The following is a 22,030-nucleotide window of genomic DNA, read 5'->3' as shown; positions in this document are numbered from 1 at the left end:
TTGGCAGAACTGTCAATAGAGGAACTTCCCAGGCGGGGATGGAATGTGTGGCACCACACACCCAAGGAGTCCGCCATGCATCTCGACGAATACACCACCCACGACGCCACCGATCTGGCGGAACTGATCGCCACCCGGCAGGTCACCGCCGACGACGTCCACGCCACGGCCCGAGACGCCATTGCGAAGGTGAACGGCGATCTCAACGCCGTCGTCGCGGGCCCCTTCGATAAACCCCTCGAATACGCTGTGGACGGGCCTCTCGGTGGCGTTCCGTTCGTCATCAAAGACCTGGTATGTCACGCTGCCGGGGTGCGGACTCGCATGGGTACAAGGCTCACGGGACCGGATGGTGTCGTCTTCGATGAGGACACCGAGTTGATGGCACGCTTCCGAGCTGCAGGCCTGGCGACGCTGGCGACCACTACGACGCCCGAGCTCGGCTACAACGCAAACACAGAGGCGATCACATCGGGACCGACTCGCAACCCGTGGAACTCGACCCGTTCGGCCGGCGGTTCGAGTGGTGGTTCGGCGGCGTTGGTCGCAGCCGGTGCGGTGCCGGTTGCCCATGCGAATGACGGTGGCGGATCAACCCGCATTCCGGCCGCCTACAACGGACTCGTGGGCTTCAAACCGAGCCGCGGCCGGGTGAGCTTCGCGCCGACCATGCAGGAAGCTCTGTATGGGTTCGCTGCGGAATCGATTGTCAGTCGGACGGTGCGCGATACTGCCACGGTATTCGACACCATCTGCGGTGCGGCACCCGGTGACAAGTACTCGTGGGGTGATGAGGGCTTCGAGTTCCAGTCACTGGCGCGCGTGGCCCCGCGACGGCTTCGCATCGCAGTGCACACCTCGTCGTGGGCAGGTACGGATGTCGACGCCGACGTCGTGGCATCCGTCGAGAAGGCGGCGCGAACTCTGCAGGAGCTCGGTCACCACGTGGAGACGGCCACGCCGGTCTTCGACTGGGACCAGTTCATGGAGGCCCATTATCGCTGCTGGGGCGGTTTCGTTGCTGAATCCATCGCAGGCATCAGCGCGGTCTCGGGGCTCGCGCCAGGGCCGGACACACTTGAAGCAGCGATCCTCAAGGGCTGGGAGTACGGAAGGTCCCTGACGGTGCTCGATATGGCCGAAGCGTCGGCGGTGGTCAATACCATCACCCGTGCGGTCGCGGCGTTCCACCAGGACTACGACGTGCTGTTGACTCCGACGACCAACACCGTGGCGCCGGTGCTGGGGTATCTGGACTCCAACGATGCGGAGTTGAGTCATGAGGAGTGGACTCGTCGGATCTTCGAGACCGTCAGTTTCACCCCACTGCAGAATCTCACGGGGGCCCCGGCTGTCAGCGTGCCCGGCGAGCCGAGTTCTGCCGGGCTCCCCATCGGCGTGCAGTTCGCCGGGCGCCTCAACGAGGACGGCCTGTTGATGCAACTCGCCGCCCAGTACGAGCGAGCCGCAGGCTGGTCGGATCGTCGTCCGGGGATCCACGCGGCGAATCTCGGCTGACCGAATATCGACCCGGATCAGGTGCATAGATCCTAATGTTGGGATCCATCGGCCGGAACCGTGGATGTGTATTCAGTCGAGTTCCGTTGAAGGGAGCGATGCATGGACGATCACGTGCGATCGCTCGGATTCGAGTTGGCCAGGGCATGCGTCGACGAGTCGGTTGACCGCGCCCATGGCGTTCTGAAGGTTTTGATGAACGCCACGGGAGCGGTCGCCGGCTTGCTTGCGGGACCGAACGGCGTCCGCACGGGATCTGTCCTCGCCGTCCACGACTATTCTGCGCCGGTGGTGAAGGCGATAACCGAGGACTTCACCCGCGGCCCGACTTACAACCTTCTCGTCACCGACACGGCGCGTCCGTTGCGCAATTGGCGTGAAGTCGGTGAAGAGTTCGTGTTCAGTACTTTCGTTCGCGATCACCTGATCCCGTCGGGATATCGAGGCGGGGTGACGATGCGGATCTTGGACGACGCTGAGACGTACCTCGGCGACTTGCACCTGAGCACCGCGGACCCGGCGTGGCCAACGGATGCCGAGATGCTTGCATTACACATGACCCAGCCGATCCTGGCGGGCCTGTGCCACAGCGAGTTGGGGCAGGCCGCACGGGAGAATCGCCCATCGATCTCGAGCCGGGCGAGTGTCGGGGATTGCGAATCCCAGGTTGTCGCGCGCCTGCGCATTCGCGCGAATGACCAGGTGGCCTCTGTTGTCGAGACGACCGACCTCGTCGATCCGAGGGCGGTCGCCGTGATCGCGCGTGGTGGGCGACGCCAGTGGCGACGAGAACTGCGATGCCTCTGGCCCGCGTCCGGCGCCAGGTTGTTAAGGGTTCACATCCAGTATCGATCCGATGGGGCTGCGGTGACGGTCATCGATGCACCGATACCTTACGGGTTGACCCGCCGGGAGGTCGAAGTCCTGTCGCACGTCTGGGCGGGCCTGTCGAATTATTCGATCTCGCTGCGGACCGGAACCCGTGAACGGACGGTGGCGGCGCACATCAGCGCAATTCTGGCGAAGACTGGCTCTCCGTCGCGCGCGAGGGCGGCAGTCATCGCGGAGCAGGAAGGCCTGGTCCTCGCAGATGTACTCATGGGCCGACTGCCGAGAGTGAACGTCGAGTGTGACGTAACCCGACGTTACAGATAGCGGTCGTCGGCTTAGGATTGGAAGCCATGAGCACACCGACTTTCACTCCGACCGCTGACCTCGTCGACGAGATCGGTGCCGACGTCCGCAGCTGCGACACCCAGTTCACCCAGTATGGCGGCAATCGCGAGTTCGTCGGCCGGGTCAGCACCGTCCGGTGCTTCCAGGACAACGCGCTGCTCAAGTCGATCCTCTCGGAGTCCAATCCCGGCGGTGTGCTGGTGATCGACGGCGACGCGTCGGTGCACACCGCGCTGGTCGGCGACATCATCGCCGAACTCGGCCGGTCGAACGGCTGGGTCGGCATCATCGCCAACGGCGCCATTCGCGACGCCAAGATGATCGGCACCATGTCGATCGGCGTCAAGGCGCTGGGCACCAATCCGCGCAAGTCGACCAAGACCGGCGCCGGCGACCGCGATGTGCCGGTGGAGCTCGGCGGCGTCACGTTCACGCCGGGCGACATCGTCTACTCCGACGACGACGGGATCGTCCTCGTCGCCCCCGACAGCTGACCCACCCGCCTTCCACCGGAGCACGCCCGACCGCCGCCACACCAGGAGACACCATGTCGAAGCCGTCACCCGCCTACTTCCAGCGTCTGGCCGCACTCGCCGCCATCGACGACCCCGCCGGCCGCGAGACCCGCCCGGTGCTCGAGGCGTTCAGCGGCGCCGAGATGGCGACGATCCCGGTGGCGACCGCCGAGGATCTGGAACTCGCCGTCGCGCGGGCGCGGTCCGCGCAGTCGGCGTGGGGCGACCGGTCGGCCAAGGCGCGCGCCGCGGTCGTCAACCGGTTCTCCGAGCTCGTGCACGACAACGCCGAAGCGCTGATGGACATCGCGCAGGCCGAGACCGGAAAGGCTCGGATCTACGCGCAGGAGGAGGTCATCGACGTCGCGTTGACGGCCCGGTTCTACGCCCAGAACGGGCCGAAGATGCTCGCCGACCAGAAGGTCCCCGGCATGCTGCCCGGAGCCACCGACGTCCGCGTCCGCTACCAGCCGAAGGGCGTCGTCGGCGTCATCAGCCCGTGGAACTACCCGTTGACGCTCGCCGTCTCCGACGCCGTCGCGGCTCTCATCGCCGGCAACGCGGTGGTCATCAAACCCGACAGCAACACGCCGTACTGCTGCCTGGCGTTGGCGGAGCTGCTGTACCAGGCGGGACTCCCGCGTGAGCTGTACGCGGTGGTGCCCGGTCCGGGATCGGTGGTCGGGCAGGCCATCGTCGCGCAGACCGACTACGTCATGTTCACCGGCTCGTCGGCCACCGGCGCAACGCTCGCCGAGCAGGCCGGCCGGCGTCTGATCGGTTTCTCCGCCGAACTCGGCGGCAAGAACCCGCTGATCATCACCCGGAACGCCGACGTCGACAAGGCCGTCGCGGGTGCGGCCCGCGCGTGCTTCTCGAACTCCGGACAGCTGTGCATCTCCATCGAGCGGATCTACGTCGACCGCGCGATCTCCGACGAGTTCACCGAGAAGTTCGCCCGCCACGTCTCGGAGATGACACTGGCCCCGACGTACGACTTCACCGCCGACATGGGCTCGTTGGCGTCCGCCCAGCAGGTCGAGACGATGGAGGCGCATGTCACCGACGCCGTCGCCAAGGGCGCCAAGGTCGTCGCGGGCGGCCGCAAGCGCGCCGACATCGGCCCGTTCTTCTACGAGCCGACTGTCCTGACCGACGTGACCGACCAGATGACCTGCTTCGCCGACGAGACGTTCGGTCCGCTGGTCGCGATCTACCCCGTCGACTCCACCGACGAGGCCGTGAAGCTCGCCAACGACACCGACTACGGGCTCAACGCGAGCGTCTTCGCAGGCGGTGACGAGGAGGCGCAGCGGATCGCCGAACAGATCCGTGCGGGCACCGTCAACATCAACGAGGGTTACGCGGCGGCGTGGGCGTCGACCGCGGCGCCGATGGGCGGCATGGGCATCTCGGGGGTCGGGCGACGCCACGGCGCCGAGGGCCTGATCAAGTACACCGAGCCGCAGACCATCGCCACCCAGCGGTACATCGGACTCGACGGCATCCGCGGCATCCGCGGCATCCCGCAGAGCCTGTACCTCAAGCTCACGCCGACGCTGATTCGTTCGCTGAAGTACCTGCCGGGCCGCTAGCCGTATGGGGTCAGGACATTGTTGACGCGTGACGGCGTCTCGGAAGCGGACGGCTTGCCGCCGTGCGCGCCGGGGCCGGTGGTAGTGGTAGCAGGTCCCAGGTCTCGAGCTCGTTAGCAGGCTCCGCTGTCGGTGATGATCCGCCCGATCTTTACGATGCCAGGCTTGGCGAACGATTTCCGGGAACGGTTCGCAAACCGGCCGCGGTGGTGTCCTGCTCGTTTTCGAGCGACTCAGTGCACTCCGGGAGCGTGTGCCCGTCGATCGCAGAGTGCCGGTACGCGCATCCGGCTCGCGCGGCGCAGACGAGCGGTCGCCTAGCCCGAGCTCGCCGAACTGCTTGTAGCGGTACACCCACTTCGATGTGGTTGCACGGAGGATCCCCTCTTCGGCGGCCACGTGCGCGATTGGTCGGGTGCGGCATCGCTCAATGAGCCTGGTGCGGCCCTCGGGAGTCAGTGGCGCGTTCGCGTGTGTCACGAGAGCCGGGGGCGTAGCTGGAGGAATACTCGAACGCGATTATGCCTGCGAGCATGAAGATGATGGCGGTGGTGATGAACAGCGCTGCAGAGTGCGGGGCGAAGCCTGCGGAGTCCGCCGATCCTGCGAGTGTGGCGAAGACGGCGATGCCGAGCGTGCCGCCGGTCTGGCGGGCCGTGTTGCTCGCCCCGGATGCCAAGCCTGGAGTCGTCGGTGTTGTGGCCATGGCCGCGCTGACGATCGCGGGAGTGAGCACGCCCAGACCGGTTCCCCAGACGGCGAGGAAGAAGCCCAGAGCGATGTACCCGGAACCGCTGTTCGTCAGTGTGAAAGCGATGCCGATGGCCCCAGCGGCTGCAATCGACGCGCCGAGCGCGCTGGTGCGCCAGGCTCCGATGCGGGTGGTGAGCCTCCCAGCGGGCGCGCCGAGCAGCGGGAGGGGCAGCATTGCGGGCAGCGTCAGCGTTCCGGCCATCAGCGGGCTCAACCGGTGAACGTCTTGGAGAATCTGAGTCAGCAAGAACAGCCCACCGAGGGCGCAGAAGTTCATCAGCGCCGCCACGAGAGAAGCCAGCCCCAGTGGACGCCGCGCAGGTCGGGGTACCGGCATGAGCGGATGGCTGACCCTCTGCTCGGTAGCGAAGAAGCCGAGCAGGGCACAAGCCGCCACCACTGCCAGGATTGCAGCGAGGAGACTCGACTCTTGGATCTGAATGATGGCGGTGACCAGGAACGTCAGAGCTGTGACCAGCAAGACAGCACCGACCCAATCCACCTTCTGCTGCGGTCGTCGCGGCTGTTGTGGCCGGCGGAGCCGCATGACAGGGATCAGCGCGAGCGTGATGATCGGCACGGAGAGCCAGAACACGGCCCGCCACCCGGCAGCTTGGACCAGTATCCCGCCGACCACGGGGCCCGCAGGTAGCGCGGCCCCGCCGATCGCGGCCCATACACCGACGACCCTATTCCGCGCAGTCGCGTCCGGACTGTTTTCCAGAATGAGAGCGAGCGTGCCCGGGAGCATCAATGCTGCGCCGACGCCCTGCACGGCGCGGGCCGCGACCAGCACGCCGGTCGTCGGGGCGAGCGCGCACGCGACAGACGCGACTCCGAAGCAGGCCATGCCGAGCAACACAACTCGCCGATGCCCGACGACGTCTCCAATCGCCCCAGACGCCAACAGGAGCCCGGCCAAAGGCACCGAGTAGGCATCGACGACCCACGCCAGCCCGGCGCTGCCCGCGTCCAGCTGTGCGCCGATCTCAGGGAGTGCGACATTGACGACCGTCACATCGAGCAGGACCAGGAAGTAACCGCTGCATAGCGCCAGAGTCAGAGGCCGACGGGATCGATTCGGAACCATGCCTCGATCTTCAACCCGGGACGTTTCAGCCTTCGTCGAAACATTCGGTCCGTAACATCGACGCATGAGCCAGAACCTGAGCGGACACACGCAGCTCCAGGGTGAGCCGGACATCGCACGCATCGCCACCGCATTCGCAGACGCCCGGCGTGCCCGGGTGTTGATGGCCTTGGCCGATGGACGTGCACTTCCGGCCGGGCGGCTGGCCGAAGAAGCCGGCGTTTCAGCCTCGACCATCAGCAATCACCTGACGGTGCTCCTGAACCACGGACTCGTCACTGTCGAACAGCAGGGCCGTCACCGCTACTATCGCCTCGCGACCCACGAAGTCGAGGGAGTTCTCGAGGCCCTCGCGAAACTCGCGCCGCGGACTCCGATCACCTCGCTGCGCGCTCACACCCGAGCGCACGCGGTCCGGACCGGTCGCACCTGCTATCGCCACCTCGCAGGACAAGCGGGAGTCGAACTGTTCCAGCGGTTCATGAGCGCCGGCTGGATCACTGGCGGCGACGGCCTCCACCACCCCGAGCTCAGCGGAGACAGACTCTCCTCAGCGGGTAAAGGAAAGCACTACCGACTCACGACCGCCGGGGCCGAGGCCCTCGCGGAATGGGGGATCGAGGCGAGGGTGTTGTCGACCACACGACCACTGCGCTACTGCATCGACTGGACTGAGCAGGCACACCACCTGGCGGGCCCGCTCGGTACCGCCGTCACAGACCACCTCTTCGGCCTCGGATGGATCGTCCGAAACAACGTCCCCCGCAGCGTCGACATCACGAACACGGGAGCAGCCGGACTCGCGTCGCTCATTCAGCCGACTGAAATTTCGGTGATGTAGCAACCTGCGATCGTGTGGAGAACCTCATGTCCACCAACAGCTAGCCGGTCGCCGCGGAGCGGCCGGGGAGCAGGGATTCGGCGGCGAGCCCCGCGTCGACCAGATCGGTCGGCAGGGGGTCACCGACGGCCAGTGCCGCTCCGGCGCGGGCGAGCGCGGGAGCCATCTGGATGCCGTAGCCGCCTTGGCCGGCGAACCAGACGAGTCCGTCGAGGGTCGGGTCGGGGCCGACGACGGGAGTGCGGTCGGCGGTGAAGCTGCGCAGCCCGGCCCACGGGTGGGCGATGCTGCGGATCGCCAGTCGGGTCGCCTCGTTGAGTGCGTCGATCGCCCGGGCGATCTCCAGTTCGTCCGGCCGCGCATCGCACGGCTCCGACGGGGTCTCGTCGGCCGGGGAGCACAGATAGCCGGGTCCGTCGGGGCGGACGTAGAAGTCCTCACCGGCCGACAGGGTCATCAGCCGGTCGGCGGGCGTCGGCATGCCGGTCGGCGCCGACACCATGAACGCGGTCCGGCGCAGCGGCCGGATCCCGACCGGGTGGGCGCCCATCACGGCCGCGACCTCGTCGCACCAGGCGCCCGCCGCGTTCACCACGGCATGTGTGCGGCGTTCGGTGCCCGCCGCATCGCGGAGCACCCACACCGACCGTTCGCGTCGGGCCGCGACGATGCCCGCCGACGTGCGGATGTCGCCGCCGCGGCGGCGCAGCCCGCGACGGTAGGCCTGGTGCAGACCGTGGACGTCGATCTCCAGCGACGCGTGATCGACGAGGGCCGCTGCCGTGTAGCCCGGTCGCAGGAGGGCGTTCTGCGCCTCGGCGGCGGGGCCGTCGAGCAATTCCACGGCCGGATTGCGTGGCCGCACCTCGCGGTATCGATCACGAACCAGGTCGCTCTGATCGTCGCGGCCGACGATCATCAGCGGGAGGGGTGAGACCAGCGGCGCGTCGACGATGTCCGGCGGCGAACCGAAGAAGTCGCGGCTGGCCCGCGTGAGTGCGCGAACCGTGGCGTTGCCGTAGCTCTCCAGGAACGTCGCCGCCGACCTGCCGGTGGTGTGGTAGGCGAGGGTCGTCTCCCGCTCCACCAGAAGCACCCGTTGACTCTCGGCGAGTTCGTAGGCGATCGACATGCCGGCGATGCCGCCGCCGATCACGATGCTGTCGTAGATCGCAGAATCAGCCGGTACAGAATCAGCCGGTACAGAGTCAGCCGGTACAGGGGCGGTCATGAGACTCCCTTCCGTGGTCGACGGGCCCTCACCGGCCAGGGTAGGTCGCCGCGCGCCGCACCGCCTCGTGCGCGACCGCGGCGAGGCCATCCGCGACATCGCCACCGATGACGCGGCCGGCCCGTGATCGTGGGGCCTATCGGTCTCCGGCGAGCCGGTCGATGAGCGGACGCGTGCGGTATTCGATGGCCTCGTGCATCACGACCGACACCGTCGTCCGCTCGACGCCGGGGACGGCGAGGATCGCGCCGGCGATGCGGTACAGATCGTCGGCGTCGGCGGCGACGGCGAGGATCTGCAGATCGGCCGCACCGGAGATGCCGACCACCTCGAGGACCTCGGGGATCTCCGCGAGGCTCGTCACCACCTGTTCGAGCGCATGCTGGTCGACCACCGTCGCGATGTAGGCGCGGAGGGGGAAACCGAGATCGCGCGGCGCGACGCGGCGGTCGAAGGGCGCGAGCACACTCTCGGCGTCCCATCGGCCCAAGCGCGTCTGCACCGTGTTGCGGGCCATCCCGACCAGGCCGGCGAGCTGGACGCCGGTGGCGCGGGGAAAGTCGCACAGGGCCCGCAGGATCCGGGCGTCGGTCCGATCGAATCTGTCCATAAAGCACACTAACGCGCGTCGACGCTTCTGCAAATTGGTCAGTATGACCAATAACGAAGCCGCTCCTTGTTCAGCATGCAATCCGTTGAGATGCTCAGCACAAGAATCAATGGGTGCGATCCACGCCATGATTCCCCGAAAGGAGTGCAGAACCGTGTCCGACATCGACGAACCCGTTCAGCTCGTCACCATCACCGGCGAGCGTCACATCCACCCCGACTTCTCCACCTACGTCGACGACGTGAGCGTCGACGACATCCGCCGCCTCTACGAGGACATGGTGGTCGTCCGGAGAATCGACGCCGAGGCCACGGCGCTCCAACGCCAGGGTCAGCTCGGACTCTGGGCCCCGCTGTTCGGCCAGGAGGCCGCGCAGATCGGATCGGCCCGCGCCCTGGAACCCGACGACTTCGTCTTCCCCAGCTACCGGGAACACGGCGTGGCGTACTGCCGCGGCGTCTCGCTCGCCGAGCTGACCCCGTTCTGGCGCGGCACGTCGCTGTCGGGATGGAACCCCGGCGACTACAACATGGCGACCCCGGCGATCATCATCGGCGCCCAGACCCTCCACGCCGCGGGATACGGCATGGGCGTCAACCTCGACGGCGCCGACACCGCTGTCATCACCTACTTCGGTGACGGCGCCACCAGCCAGGGCGACGTCGCCGAAGCCATGGGGTTCGCCGCCAGCTTCGCGGCCCCCGTCGTGTTCTTCTGCCAGAACAACCAGTGGGCCATCTCCGAGCCGGTGACACTGCAGACCAAGGCGCCGATCGCCCACCGCGGCCGCGGATACGGGATGCCGACCATCCGCGTCGACGGCAACGACGTCCTGGCCGTCCTGGCCGTCACCCGCGCCGCGCTGGAACTCGCCCGCGAAGGCGGTGGGCCCACGTTCATCGAAGCCGTCACCTACCGTCGCGGACCGCACACCACGTCGGACGACCCGACCCGGTACCGGACCGCCGACGACGACGCCGACTGGATCCGGCGCGACCCCATCGAGCGCATCCGCCTGCTCCTCGAGGCTCACGACGCGCTGTCGGACGACGACATCGCCCAGATCGGCCGCCGTGCCGACGAAGCCGCCGCCGGACTCCGCGCCGGCTGCCTCGCCCACGCCGACCCGCCCGCACTGTCGCTGTTCGACGACGTCTACGCCGAGCCCCACAGTCTCATCGACGCCGAACGCACCGAGTACGCGGCATACCTCGAGACGTTCGACGACGTGCCGCCGGCAGTCGCGGGGACGGCCCCGGGGACCCCGTGATGGCCGGCCGGGCGCCCACCGACGCGCAGACACCGATGCCGCTCGGTCGGGCGATCAACGCCGGGCTGCGTCGGGCTCTGCACGACGATCCGACGGTCGTGCTCCTCGGCGAGGACATCGGCAAACTCGGCGGCGTCTTCCGGATCACCGACGGACTGCAGGACGAGTTCGGCGTCGACCGCGTCATCGACACGCCGTTGGCCGAGTCGGGGATCATCGGCACCGCCGTCGGACTCGCGTTCCGCGGCTACCGGCCCGTCTGCGAGATCCAGTTCGACGGCTTCATCTACCCCGCCTACGACCAGATCGTCTCCCAGGTGGCCAAACTGCACTACCGGACCGCGGGCGCAGTCCGCATGCCGCTGACCATCCGTGTCCCGTACGGCGGCGGGATCGGGGCCGTCGAGCATCATTCGGAATCACCCGAGGGCTACTTCGCCGCGACGCCGGGACTCCGCGTCGTCACGTGCAGCAACTCGCAGGACGCCTACTCGATGATTCAGGAGGCGGTCGCCTCCGACGATCCGGTCCTGTTCTTCGAACCCAAACGTCGCTACTGGGAGAAGAGCGAAGTCGACGTGGACGCCGACCGGTATCCGCTGCACCGAGCGCGGGTGGTCCGCGACGGCCGCGACGTCACGCTCGTGACGTACGGGCCGCTCGTGACCACGGCGCTGCAGGCCGCAGACGTGGCCGCCGACGAGGGCCGCTCGGTGGAGGTGGTCGACCTGCGGTCCATCTCGCCGCTCGACCTCGACACCGTCACCGCATCGGTCCGAAAGACCGGACGGCTCGTGATCGCTCACGAGGCCCCCGTGTTCATGGGGATCGGCGCCGAGATCTCCGCCCGCGTCATCGAGTCGTGCTTCTACCATCTCGAGGCTCCCGTGCAGCGGGTCGGCGGATTCGCCGTCCCGTACCCGCCCGCGAAACTCGAGAAGCACTATCTGCCCGACGTCGACCGCATGCTCGACGCCGTCGACCGCACCTACACCGCCTGAGAGGACCGCCGGAATGTCTGTCGTGGAGACCTTCAACCTGCCCGACCTCGGCGAGGGCCTCACCGACGCCGAACTCGTCCGCTGGGAGGTGGCCGTCGGCGACACCGTGGATCTCAACCAGGTGATCGCCGAGGTGGAGACCGCCAAAGCCGCCGTCGAACTGCCCTCGCCGTTCGCCGGGACCGTCGTCGCACTGCACGCCGCCGAGGGCGACACCGTCGAGGTGGGAGATCCGTTCATCGACATCGACACGGGCGACGGCGGGGCTGCCGGAGATGGGGGTGCTGCGGGAGACGGGGGTACGGGGGATGGGGGTACGGGGGATGGGGCCGAGGAGAAGCCGGCGGCGGTCCTCGTCGGCTACGGCGTCGCGCAGGACTCCGGCAGTCGGCGGGCCCGCCGCCGTCCCCGCCCGGCCGACCCCGCTGCCGTGGATTCCGCTGCCGACGTCCCCGCTGCCGACATCCCCGCCGCCGTCGACCCGGCGGTCGCCGCGCCTCCGGAACGGACGCTCGCGGCTCCGCCGGTGCGCCGCCTGGCACGAGACTCCGGTGTCGACCTCGACGAGGTGACGGCCACCGGCGCCCACGGCGACGTGACCCGCGACGACCTCGACCGCCACTTGTCCGACGCGTCCCAGACCGCCGCCCGCGCGGCGGAGGCCGGCGGGACGGGGGACGAGGAGCGCACACCGATCCGCGGTCTGCGGCGCCGGACGGCGGACGCCATGGTCCGCAGTGCGTTCACCGCGCCCCACGTCACCGAGTTCGTCGACGTCGACATCACGCCGAGCATGGAACTCCTCGACGAGCTCACCGCGCACGCGCGCTTCGCCGACGTCCGACTCACGCCGCTCGCCCTCGTCGCGAAGGCGCTGCTCGTGGCGTTGCGGACCAACCCGTCACTGAACTCCGCATGGGACGACGATGCCCAGGAGATCGTCACCAAACGGTATGTGAACCTCGGCATCGCGGCCGCCACGCCGCGCGGCCTCATGGTGCCCGTCATCCGCGACGCCCACCGGGCGAGCCTGCGTGATCTGGCGGTGTCGATCGCGGACCTGACCGCGGCCGCCCGCGACGGCACCACGCCGCCGTCCGACCTCGTCGGCGGGACCATCACGATCACCAACATCGGCGTGTTCGGGATCGACTCGGGCACCCCGATCCTCAATCCCGGCGAGGCCGCGATCCTCTGTCTGGGCGCCGTGCGGCGTCGGCCCTGGGAGTGGCAGGGCGAGATCGCGTTGCGCGAGGTCACCACGTTGAGCCTGTCGTTCGACCACCGGCTCGTCGACGGCGAACAGGGATCGCGGTTCCTCGCGACGATCGCCGAACTGCTCTCCGACCCGCTGTCGCTGATCGCGCTGAGCTGACCGACAGCGGCGCGGGCCGGAGCCCCGTCAGAGGCGCCGTGCGGCGAAGTTCGCTGCGCGGTCGGTCATCCCGTTGACGGAGTACAGCACGTGCAACGCGTTCGGCGCACCGGCGCGCGCACCGTTGCAGATCGTGTCGCCGACGATGCAGTAGCGCGCGATCTTGCCGCGGAACTCCTTCGACGGACGGATCGGCGGTGCACCGACGTCCCGGAGGAACCGGCTCGACGGCGGCGCGAACTGGATGACCGCCGCGATGTGCGACGCGGTCTCGGCGCTGAGCGGCTTCGGGACGTACGACCGATACCGGGCGTAGGCCGCCGGGAGCGCGAACGAATCGTTCGTCAGGTACCCGGCGAGGGCGGCGCCCTGCGAATATCCGCCGAGCACGATCTTGGTGTCGGGGCAGTGGGTCGCGATCGACGTGATGCGTCGCTGGGCGTTGTCGATGCCGTCGACCACGCTCTTGGCGAACCGAAGTCGGTGCGAGAAGTCGCTGCTCGCGGCGTAGCGGACGGCTTCGACCCGCACCGACTTGCCGGGAAGACGGCGCTTCATGGACTCGCCGAAGGCGATGCCGGTGACGCCGAGCGGCGGCGCGGTCTCGGCGGTGCCGCGGGCGAAGAGCACGTGCACGTCCGCACATCCCGGTGCGGCGGTGCTCGGGGCCTCGCCGACGGTGGCCCCGCCGACGGCGACACCGGTCGCGGCGAGGAGTGCGGCGGCTGCGGTCAAGAGGATTCGTCGCATCGTGATCACGCCTTCGCCGGGTGGACGTCGAGTCGGGCCAGCAGATCGTTGTCGATCGCCGTGAGTTCGTTGTCGATGGCGCGCTGCGCATTGCGGCGCTGCGCCGGCGGCATGGCGTCGGCGGCGTCGGCGGCGACGGCCAGGTTGTCCAGACGCGAGACCATCGCGGCGACGAACGCCTGGGTCTCGGCGCCCTGGTCGAGGCCGCTCACCCGGGACGCCGCCTCGCGGCAGGTCGCGATGCGGGCACGCAGGGGAGCACTCGGTCCCCCGTACTGCGTCAACAGCGCCGGGGCCACGCCTGCGCGACGGGCCCGGACCACGGTCGCCTGACTGCGGGCGCTCACGGCGGCCCGGTAGGCGATCGGCGCCAGGATCGGCGACAGCATCCGCGCCACGGTCAGGTACCGCTTGATCTTGGCGGGAGTGAACGGAGCGGCCTCCGCGTCGGCCTTGGCCTGCTCGGCGATGGTCTTCGCGTCGGCGGCCGCGAGCTTCTCGTGCTTCTTGGACTCGGCCTTGATGGTCTTGCGCTGCTGTTTCGCCGTCTTCTTCGCGTACCGGTGCTCGTCGCGCAGCGTCTGCTTGGCGGCCTTGCGGTCCTCCCGCGACTGCGCCTTCGCCTCGACCTTCGCGCGGATGCGGATCGCCTTCTTCTCCGCTTTGCGGATCTTCTTCTCCGCCTTCTTCGCGGCCCGCTTGGCCCCGGTGGATGAGAGCAGCCCCATGTCGACCTTTCCGTCGTAATCCCGACTCGTTCGATGAGATGTCTCAAGCTTTGCATAGTCTCATGGGTGAATGAATCATTCGGAGTCGGAAGGAAGTGACGGGGCACGTGGGATCTGCGATTCTCGGCGCGCGGAACCTCACGGGCTGCGAGCATCGGCTCGCTCTCGACTTCGCTCCGCGCGAGGAACTCGCCGCCGCGGTGTCCGCGGAGGAGACCGCCGAGGCGCAGCGGCGGATCGAGGCGGCACAGGCGCACCGTCGCGAGGTCCTCGCGACGATCCATGAGCGGCGTCTCGCCGAGAGCGCGGGCGGCGGCCCCGACGTGCGATGGATCGACGACGGTCCGCACCGCGAGCGGGTCGCCGCGACACGCGAGGCGATGGACGCCGGCGTCGGCTGGATTCTCGCGGCCACGCTGCCGACCGATTCCGATCGTGGACGCCGCGGTCACGCCGAGGTGCTGATCCGCGACGGTGACGGCTATCTGCCCGTCATCATCGTGAACCACCGGGTCACGACGCGGATCTCCGAGCCGCGCGACGACGAGACCGCGACGCTGCAGACCAGCCCGCTGGGCAGTTGGCGGCCCGAACCGGACGCCACCCGGTCGCTGCGCGGACAGCGCCGCGATGTGATGCGGCTGGCGCAGATCGCGGCGATGCTCGACGACCTCGGTGCGTTGTCGACCGATCGACGCGCAGCAGTCGGCGGACTGGTCGGTCTCGACGCCGACTGCACCGTCGTCATCCCGCTCGGCGACGTCGTCGACGACTACGACGCGACCCTCGCCCGTCGACGCGCGATCGCCGACGGTGAGATCGCCACCGCGCCGCGGCGGGTCAGCGAGTGCCGCAGCTGCCACTGGTGGCCGCAGTGCGAGAAGCAGCTGGTCGCCGCCCGCGACGTGAGCCTCGTGGTCGGGGGCAACCAGGGGCAGGTGCTCCGCGAGGCGGGGATCCTCACCATCGACGCACTCGCCGGGCACCGCGGTCCGCAGCCTGCGGACTGGGCCGGCGCGGTCCCGTTCGACGACGCGGTGGTGTCCGCGAAGTGCTGGGTCGGCGACATCCCCCTGGTCCGCCGGAGCGAGCGGCCGCGGGTGGCGCGCGCCGACATCGAGGTCGACGTCGACATGGAGAGCTTCGGTGAGCGGGGCGCCTACCTGTGGGGCACGCTGCTCACCGACACCACCGAGCCGTCGCGGCCCGTCCGGTACCGCCCGTTCGTCACCTGGGAACCGCTGCCCACCGACGACGAGGGGCGGTCGTTCGCGGAGTTCTGGGCGTGGCTCATGACCGAACGCTCCGCGGCGCACGCGGCGGGCAAGACGTTCGCGGCCTACTGCTACTCGCAGCACGCCGAGAATCGGTGGCTGCGCGGCAGCGCCGACCGGTTCGGCCACGTCCCGGGGGTGCCGTCGCGCCGCACCGTCGACGCGTTCATCGCCTCGAAGGAGTGGGTCGACATCTTCGAGGCCGTGGGCGCCACCTTCATCTGCCCGCGCGGCAAGGGGCTCAAACGGATCGCGCCGGTCGCCGGGTTCGCGTGGCGCGACGACGAAGCGGGCGGCGAGGCGTCGATGGAGTGGTATGCCGCCGCCGTCGGCCTCGACGGGACTCCGCGCGACGAGTCGCAGCGCGCCCGGCTGCTGGAATACAACGAGGACGACGTCCGGGCGACCAAGGTCTTGCGGGAATGGATCGCGGGGGACGCCGTCCTCGAGTTACCGCTCGCGGCGGACCTGCTGGGGCGGTGACACGCCGCTGAAGCGTGTCGCGGCCGCAGCCGTCAGCGCGGCGCCATGCGCAGCGCGCCGTCCATGCGGATCGTCTCGCCGTTGAGGTAGTCGTGCGCGACGATGAAGGCGGCCAGATCGGCGTATTCGGCCGGCTCGCCGAGCCGCTGCGGGAACGGGATTCCCGCTTCGAGCGTCTTCTTGAACTCGTCGGTCACCCCGGCGAGCATCGGCGTGTTGATGGTGCCGGGCGCGATCGTGCACACGCGGACGCCGGCGCGGGCCAGGTCGCGCGCCGCGGAGATCGTCATCGCGTGGACGCCGCCCTTGCTCGCGGTGTAGGCGATCTGTCCGATCTGTCCCTCGAAGGCCGCCACCGACGCGGTGTTGATGATGACGCCGCGGGCACCGTCGTCGGTCGCCGCGGACTCGTGCTGCATGCGGTTGGCGGCCAACCGCATCACGTTGAACGTGCCGATGAGGTTGACGGTGATGACGGTGCGGAACAGTTCCAGATCGTGCGGCCCGTCCTTCCCGAGGATGCGTGCGGCCCACCCGACGCCCGCGCAGTTCACGGCGACGCGCAGAGGGAGTCCCGACTCCACGATGCGGTCGACGACGTTCTGCACGTCGGTCTCGTCGGTGACGTCGGCGGCGATCAGGTGCACGCCCTGGACGTCGTCGGCCTTCTCGATCGACTGCGGCAGGTCGATGCCGAACACCGTTGCGCCGTCGGCGGCGAATCGGGCGGCGGTGGCGGCACCGAGGCCGGAGGCGGCGCCGGTGACGATGACGGCGGAACCGGTCACGTCCATGATCAAGGTCCTTTCAGGGGCGGAGTCGACTCCCGGACGGGGTCCTTCTGAACTGTAGTAGCCGACGCCCCCTCCGTGCCGGGGACGGCCGCGGCGGCAGCCGCTTCGGCGGCCCGACGCCGGTGCGTCACTCGGATCCACACGACGCCGATCACGGTGATCACGACGGTGCCGACCGACGTCAGGGCGATCACGAGCGGCCCGGCCGAGACGAGACCGTCCACCAGGAGCCATCCGGCGAAGACGAAGAAGCTGATCGCGGCGCCGATCGCGATGGTCCGCTCGGGCAGATGCCTGCCCAGCATGCGGCCCACCGCGATGGCGAGCGCGTCGGCGGCCACCATGCCGACCGTCGAACCGATCCAGACGCCGACCCAGTCGTTGTCGGTGGCGAGGGTGATGGTGGCGAGCATCGTCTTGTCACCGAGTTCGGCGAGCATGAACGAACTCATGACCGCCAGGAACACCGACGCCCCGACGCGTCCGGCTCGCGAGGCCTCGTCGTCGTCGAGTTCGTCGCCGCGGAGCGTCCAGAGCCCGAAGACGAGCATCGACAGGCCGGCGAGGATCGACAGGGCCCCGGTCGGCAGCGACAGACCCAGGAAGTGGCCGAAGAATACCGACGCCGCGTGGACGAGGGTCGTCGCCGTGGTGATGGCGGCGAGCACCACCCACCACGAATAACGCAGCGCATAGGTCATCGCCATGAGTTGCGACTTGTCGCCGAGCTCGGCGACGAAGATGATGCCGAAACTCAGCATCAGTGCGGTGATCATGCCGTCACGCTAGGTCGGCCCGCAACCCGCATGCAACAGAGCAGTGACCCGTGAAAAGCCTGGTCGGGGGGCCTTATTGCCTAGTTCGGGGGCCCGTAGTCGGACGGTTTGGCCACCCGTCGAGCCGGGCGCCGCGCCCCGGACCGGCACAATGGGGCGGTGGCAAGCAGAGCAGTTCAGGCGCGTACGGCGCCCCGGGGCGCACTCCGGTCCCGGGAGTTCGCGGCGATCGCGATCTTCAGCGGTCTCACGGTGGTCCCGGCCGTCATCGTCGCCGTCGTGCCGATCGCGGCCGCGCTCGGCTTCCTGACCCCGGTCCCGGTCGCGCTGCTCGCGGCACGGACACGGCCGCGAGCGGTCGTCGGCGCCATCGTCACGACGGTCGCCGTGACCTTCGTCGTCGCCGGGCTGGGCCCGGCGTACGCGGTGTCGATGTCGGTCGTCATGGGCGGACTGGTCGGCGAGGTGCATCGCCGTGGCGGCGGCATGGCCGTCAAAACTCTGATGTCGGTGATCGCGGCGCCGCTCCTCGCAGCCGTCTCGGTGCTGCTCATGTGGTTGCTCGCGCCACTGCGGAAGCTGGCGCTGGCCGTCCTCGACAACATGCTGACCGGAATCGGCAAGACGGCTCGCGCGATCCGACTCGACGCGGTCGGCGACGCATTCGACGCGCTCAACAGGAACATCGCCGACAACTGGTGGCTGTGGATCTGGATCCCCGGCACGGTCGGTGCGCTGTTGACCCTCCTCATCGCATCGTGGCTGCTGGGCCGTGTGCTCGACCGGCTCGACGAGGTCCCGCTCGAGGACACGCTCGAGGTCGCGGGCGTCGCCGACGGCGACCGCGCCGTCGCTCCGCTCCCGTTGCGGACCGCGGGGGTCGGCTACCGCTATCCGGGGTCCGACCGGCAGGTCCTCAGCGGGATCGACCTGGTCTTGACCAGTGGCGAGTTCGTCGCGATCGTCGGCGCCAACGGCTCCGGCAAGTCGACGCTCACCAAGATCCTCGCCGGAGTGGAACCGACGGTCGGGGTCGTCGACCGGCCGGGTGCGCCCGGCCTCGGACGCCGCGGCGGGACCGCGCTGGTGTTGCAGCGTCCCGAGTCGCAGATGCTGGGCGCCCGCGTCGCCGACGACCTCGTGTGGGGGCTCCCCGCCGGTACGGAGGTCGACGTGGACGCCCTCCTCGACGAGGTGGGCCTGGCCGGTCTCGGCGACCGCGAGACCACCGACCTGTCGGGTGGGCAGCAGCAGCGGCTCGCGGTGGCCGCGGCCCTCGCCCGCGATCCGCAGCTGTTGATCGCCGACGAGGTGACGTCGATGGTCGACCCGGACGGACGGGCCGAGCTCATCGCGATCCTCGCCGAACTGCCGCGTCGCCGCGGGATCGCCGTCGTCCTCATCACGCACCGCGACTCGGAGGCGCGTGCCGCCGACCGCGTCATCCATCTGGAGGCGGGCCGGATCGTCGAGCACCATCCGGGATGGATGCGTCCGGAGGCGATCACGCCGCCGCTGCCGCAGCACCACGATCCACACGGTGACGCCCTGCTCGTGGTCCGCGACCTGGAGCACACGTATCTGCCGGGGTCGCCGTGGGAGGTGACGGCGCTGCGGTCGGTGAACCTCCAGGTGAACTCCGGTGACGGCGTCCTCATCGTCGGCGGGAACGGTTCGGGGAAGTCGACGCTCGCGTGGGCGCTCGCCGGCCTGATCCGGCCCAGCGGAGGTGCCGTCCTGCTCGGCGGCGAGCACACCTACGACCGGGTCGGCGACGTCGGGCTCGGCTTCCAGCACGCGCGCCTCCAGTTGCAGAAGGCGACGGTCGCCGACGAGATCATGGCCGTCGGCGGGGAGTCCGTCGGAACCGCCGAGGTGGGTCGGGTGCTCGACCTGGTGACACTGCCGCGGGAGATCGCCGCCCGACGGGTCGACGCGCTCTCGGGTGGCCAGATGCGGCGAGTGGTCCTCGCGTCGTTGATCGCGTCCGACCCGGAGCTGCTGGTGCTCGACGAGCCGCTCGCCGGCCTCGACCCGCAGGCGCGCGAAGAAGTCCTGTCGGTGCTGGCCGGACTCCGCGACGGCGGCGCGACGATCATCATCATCTCCCACGACCTCGACTCACTCGACCAGGTCTGCAACCGCAGGGTCGAGCTCGTCGACGGGGTGCTCGACGGCGTGCGTGACGGTGGGCTCGAAGGCGGGCTCGAAGGAGGGCTGCGATGAAGGTCCCGATGCTCCGGCAGATTCCGGGCGACTCGCCGGTCCACCGACTGTGGGCGGGCAGCAAGCTGATCATCATCTTCGTCCTCGGAGTCATGACGTGGGTGTTGCCGGCGTGGCCGGGACTCGGTTTCGTGGCGCTGTGCCTGCTGGTGTTCGTGCTCGTCGCCCGGATCCCCCTCGGCGCCCTCCCGCGTCCGCCCTGGTGGTTCTGGGGAATCATGGTCGCCACCGTGGTGTGGTCGTGGATCGCCCGCGGGGTCGACGGCGGTCTCGTGACGTTGCGCGGCGTGGTGTTGGGCCTGCTGGTCTTGGCGATGTCGGTCCTGGTGGTGTGGACGACGCCGATGGCCGAGCTCGCACCGGCGTTGGCGCGGTTGATGTCGCCGCTGCGGATACTGCGACTGCCCGTCGACGAGTGGGCCGTCACGATCGCCCTCACCCTGCGCGGGCTGCCGCTGCTCGTCGAGGAGGTCCGGCTCCTGTGGGCGGCGCACCGGATGCGGCCGAGGTCGAAGGCGGGGACGGATCATCCGTCGGCCGAGCCGTCGGTCCTCGACATCGTGGTGGCGGCGATGTCGTCGGCGATGCGTCGCAGCTCCGACATGGCCGAGGCGATCACCGCGCGGGGCGGCACCGGGCGCCTGACCGCGTATCGGTCGCGCCCGGGTCGGCTCGACGCGGTCGTCCTGGGGGTCTTCGCGGTCGGCTGCGCGGTGGCCGTCACCACGAGCATCGTGTACCTGTGATCGGCGAGAGCTTGTGTGCAGCTGTGATCGTCCGGCTACGCTGATCGCGCGGTCGGCCGTGTGCCGATGAGATCGAGGGGCGGGGGGCCGTGATGTTCGGAATGCTTCAACCGTGTTCGCATGCGCTGGACGACGAGTTGCGGGCACAGTGGCGCTCGCACATGTGCGGTGTGTGCCTGTCGCTGCGTGACGGCCACGGGCAGCTGTCGCGGACGGTGACGAACACCGACACGATCATGGTGTCGGTCCTGACGGCGGCGCAACGCGACGACCGCGCGGCGACCCGGAGGGCCGGCCCGTGCGCACTGCGCGGAATGCGGACGGCGACGGTGGTGCGCGCCGAGGAGCCGGGTGTCGCGGTGGCCACGGCGGCGTCGCTCGCCCTGGCCACGGCGAAGGCCGATGACGTGGTCGCCGAGCAGCGCCGCGGCTTGGCGGCGCCCGACCCGCGAAAGGCGCGGGTGGCGGCGGTCGCGGCTCGTTCGCTGCGGCGTCGGATGGGGTCCGCCGCCGGGCTGGACGTCGATGCGGTGTTGCGGCCGCTGGCCGAGCAGGCGGACGTCGAGTGCCGTGGCGCGGACCTCGACGCCCTGCTGCGGCCGACGGCGCAGGCGTGCGCGGCGGTCTTCGCGGCGAGTGCGGTGGCGGCCGATGCTCCCGACAACGAGTCGATGCTGGCGGAGATCGGTGCGGACTTCGGGAGGCTCGCGCATCTGCTGGATGCGATCGACGACCGCGCGGCCGATCGTGACGCGGGCTCGTTCAATCCGTTGGCGGCCACCGGGACCTGTGATGCGGTCGCCGTCGCGCGCGCCGAGGCCCTCGCCGCGCGGATCGAGGACCGGTACGGGAACCTGAGGCTCTACGACGACCGTCTCCTGCGCGTCCTGCTGGTCGACGGGGTGCGGCGCGCCGTGCGCCTGCGGCGCCGCACGTCGATGCGTTGCGGGGTCGGTGGACATCACGGCGTGGACGGTGACGGCCGATGGCCGGACGTGAAACCGGACGACGTGCCGGAGAACGCGCCGTGGCCGCCGCCGTTTCCGCCGAACCGCCGGTGGTACCAGCGGATCTTGCCGTTCACGGGCGTCACGTGCTGCGGGCCCGCACTGTGTACCGATCACTGGAACCACTGCTCGGACAATTATCGACCGCCGGCATGCGACGACTGTTGCGACGTCTGCGACTGCTGCTGCTCCTGGTGAACAGGGTTGCGGCCGAGCGACGCCGGCTCACACGGAACCGGACGCGGTTCGGACGGGACGCGGGGAGGAAGCG

General features: G+C 69.3%; 20 protein-coding genes and 1 pseudogene. 13 read left to right on the top strand and 8 right to left on the bottom strand.

Translation table 11 applies throughout. The annotated features are described in order from the left end of the window. Nucleotides 1-75: 75 nt before the first annotated feature. The 4 genes from G528_RS0108115 (at nucleotide 76) to G528_RS0108100 (ending at nucleotide 4,804) form a co-directional block, all read left to right on the top strand. On the top strand, nucleotides 76-1,518 hold the full coding sequence (locus G528_RS0108115; RefSeq protein WP_026918540.1) for an amidase: 1,443 nt from the start codon (nucleotides 76-78) through the stop codon (nucleotides 1,516-1,518). Between the two features lie 102 nt (nucleotides 1,519-1,620). Next, nucleotides 1,621-2,673: a helix-turn-helix transcriptional regulator gene (locus G528_RS0108110; protein ID WP_026918539.1), complete on the top strand. Its 1,053-nt coding sequence runs from the start codon at nucleotides 1,621-1,623 to the stop codon at nucleotides 2,671-2,673. A gap of 26 nt (nucleotides 2,674-2,699) precedes the next feature. Further along, nucleotides 2,700-3,188, top strand: a complete 489-nt coding sequence (rraA, locus tag G528_RS0108105; RefSeq protein ID WP_026918538.1) for a ribonuclease E activity regulator RraA — start codon at nucleotides 2,700-2,702, stop codon at nucleotides 3,186-3,188. Nucleotides 3,189-3,241: 53 nt separating this feature from the next. Next, on the top strand, nucleotides 3,242-4,804 hold the full coding sequence (locus G528_RS0108100) for a succinic semialdehyde dehydrogenase (RefSeq protein WP_026918537.1): 1,563 nt from the start codon (nucleotides 3,242-3,244) through the stop codon (nucleotides 4,802-4,804). 279 nt (nucleotides 4,805-5,083) lie between these two features. Here G528_RS0108100 and G528_RS18215 read toward each other — a convergent pair. Together G528_RS18215 and G528_RS16840 are read right to left on the bottom strand one after the other, a co-directional pair. Then, nucleotides 5,084-5,284: pseudogene (locus G528_RS18215) on the bottom strand (IS481 family transposase); the annotation flags it as partial. Then, nucleotides 5,232-6,647 (bottom strand): MFS transporter, encoded by a 1,416-nt coding sequence (locus G528_RS16840; RefSeq protein ID WP_084638110.1) that lies wholly within the window; start codon nucleotides 6,645-6,647, stop codon nucleotides 5,232-5,234. The gene G528_RS16840 and the pseudogene G528_RS18215, both read right to left, overlap by 53 nt. Nucleotides 6,648-6,711: 64 nt before the next feature. Between G528_RS16840 and G528_RS0108090 the strand changes: the two genes are divergently transcribed. Beyond that, a complete protein-coding gene (locus tag G528_RS0108090; protein ID WP_051198497.1) occupies nucleotides 6,712-7,488 on the top strand; it encodes an ArsR/SmtB family transcription factor in 777 nt (258 codons plus the stop codon). 40 nt (nucleotides 7,489-7,528) lie between these two features. Here G528_RS0108090 and G528_RS0108085 read toward each other — a convergent pair whose 3' ends face one another. After that, nucleotides 7,529-8,719 (bottom strand): NAD(P)/FAD-dependent oxidoreductase, encoded by a 1,191-nt coding sequence (locus G528_RS0108085; RefSeq protein WP_051198496.1) that lies wholly within the window; start codon nucleotides 8,717-8,719, stop codon nucleotides 7,529-7,531. Here G528_RS0108085 and G528_RS18870 point away from each other — a divergent pair. After that, nucleotides 8,718-8,846, top strand: coding sequence for a hypothetical protein (locus G528_RS18870; RefSeq protein WP_281170342.1), 129 nt, complete (start codon nucleotides 8,718-8,720; stop codon nucleotides 8,844-8,846). The two genes, G528_RS0108085 and G528_RS18870, sit on opposite strands and share 2 nt — an antisense overlap. Nucleotides 8,847-8,855: 9 nt before the next feature. Here G528_RS18870 and G528_RS0108080 read toward each other — a convergent pair whose 3' ends face one another. After that, nucleotides 8,856-9,329, bottom strand: a complete 474-nt coding sequence (locus tag G528_RS0108080; protein WP_026918534.1) for an Lrp/AsnC family transcriptional regulator — start codon at nucleotides 9,327-9,329, stop codon at nucleotides 8,856-8,858. Nucleotides 9,330-9,483: 154 nt separating this feature from the next. Here G528_RS0108080 and pdhA point away from each other — a divergent pair, with 154 nt between their 5' ends. The 3 genes from pdhA to G528_RS0108065 are packed head-to-tail and all read left to right on the top strand — an operon-like array spanning nucleotide 9,484 to nucleotide 12,975. Next, on the top strand, nucleotides 9,484-10,599 hold the full coding sequence (pdhA, locus tag G528_RS16835) for a pyruvate dehydrogenase (acetyl-transferring) E1 component subunit alpha (RefSeq protein ID WP_245569721.1): 1,116 nt from the start codon (nucleotides 9,484-9,486) through the stop codon (nucleotides 10,597-10,599). Next, nucleotides 10,599-11,600, top strand: coding sequence for an alpha-ketoacid dehydrogenase subunit beta (locus G528_RS0108070; protein WP_026918533.1), 1,002 nt, complete (start codon nucleotides 10,599-10,601; stop codon nucleotides 11,598-11,600). Before pdhA ends, G528_RS0108070 begins: the two co-directional genes overlap by 1 nt. Nucleotides 11,601-11,613: 13 nt before the next feature. Beyond that, a complete protein-coding gene (locus G528_RS0108065) occupies nucleotides 11,614-12,975 on the top strand; it encodes a dihydrolipoamide acetyltransferase family protein (protein WP_026918532.1) in 1,362 nt (453 codons plus the stop codon). Nucleotides 12,976-13,002: 27 nt separating this feature from the next. Here G528_RS0108065 and G528_RS0108060 read toward each other — a convergent pair whose 3' ends face one another. Together G528_RS0108060 and G528_RS0108055 are read right to left on the bottom strand one after the other, a co-directional pair. Further along, nucleotides 13,003-13,725, bottom strand: coding sequence for a cutinase family protein (locus G528_RS0108060; protein WP_026918531.1), 723 nt, complete (start codon nucleotides 13,723-13,725; stop codon nucleotides 13,003-13,005). A gap of 5 nt (nucleotides 13,726-13,730) precedes the next feature. After that, nucleotides 13,731-14,453, bottom strand: coding sequence for a DUF6474 family protein (locus tag G528_RS0108055; protein ID WP_026918530.1), 723 nt, complete (start codon nucleotides 14,451-14,453; stop codon nucleotides 13,731-13,733). A gap of 107 nt (nucleotides 14,454-14,560) precedes the next feature. Between G528_RS0108055 and G528_RS0108050 the strand changes: the two genes are divergently transcribed. After that, nucleotides 14,561-16,210 (top strand): TM0106 family RecB-like putative nuclease, encoded by a 1,650-nt coding sequence (locus tag G528_RS0108050; RefSeq protein WP_026918529.1) that lies wholly within the window; start codon nucleotides 14,561-14,563, stop codon nucleotides 16,208-16,210. 32 nt (nucleotides 16,211-16,242) lie between these two features. Here G528_RS0108050 and G528_RS0108045 read toward each other — a convergent pair whose 3' ends face one another. Together G528_RS0108045 and G528_RS16830 are read right to left on the bottom strand one after the other, a co-directional pair. After that, nucleotides 16,243-17,004, bottom strand: coding sequence for an SDR family NAD(P)-dependent oxidoreductase (locus tag G528_RS0108045; protein WP_026918528.1), 762 nt, complete (start codon nucleotides 17,002-17,004; stop codon nucleotides 16,243-16,245). Nucleotides 17,005-17,006: 2 nt separating this feature from the next. Beyond that, nucleotides 17,007-17,780 (bottom strand): TMEM165/GDT1 family protein, encoded by a 774-nt coding sequence (locus tag G528_RS16830; RefSeq protein ID WP_084638109.1) that lies wholly within the window; start codon nucleotides 17,778-17,780, stop codon nucleotides 17,007-17,009. A gap of 159 nt (nucleotides 17,781-17,939) precedes the next feature. Between G528_RS16830 and G528_RS0108035 the strand changes: the two genes are divergently transcribed. The 3 genes from G528_RS0108035 to G528_RS0108025 all read left to right on the top strand — a co-directional run bounded on the left by G528_RS0108035 (nucleotide 17,940) and on the right by G528_RS0108025 (nucleotide 21,957). Then, on the top strand, nucleotides 17,940-20,006 hold the full coding sequence (locus G528_RS0108035; protein WP_026918527.1) for an ABC transporter ATP-binding protein: 2,067 nt from the start codon (nucleotides 17,940-17,942) through the stop codon (nucleotides 20,004-20,006). Beyond that, a complete protein-coding gene (locus G528_RS0108030; protein ID WP_026918526.1) occupies nucleotides 20,003-20,752 on the top strand; it encodes an energy-coupling factor transporter transmembrane component T family protein in 750 nt (249 codons plus the stop codon). The genes G528_RS0108035 and G528_RS0108030 overlap by 4 nt, the downstream gene beginning before the upstream one ends. A 101-nt stretch (nucleotides 20,753-20,853) precedes the next feature. Continuing rightward, entirely contained in the window at nucleotides 20,854-21,957 is a 1,104-nt protein-coding gene (locus G528_RS0108025) for a DUF5685 family protein (protein WP_245569720.1), read from the top strand. The last annotated feature ends 73 nt before the right edge of the window (nucleotides 21,958-22,030 follow it).

The organism is Gordonia shandongensis DSM 45094 (assembly GCF_000423025.1).
In the GTDB taxonomy this organism is placed as follows: domain Bacteria; phylum Actinomycetota; class Actinomycetes; order Mycobacteriales; family Mycobacteriaceae; genus Gordonia; species Gordonia shandongensis.
The sequence above is the reverse complement of the archived record's forward strand: the minus strand, read 5'-3'. Positions and strand labels throughout refer to the sequence as shown.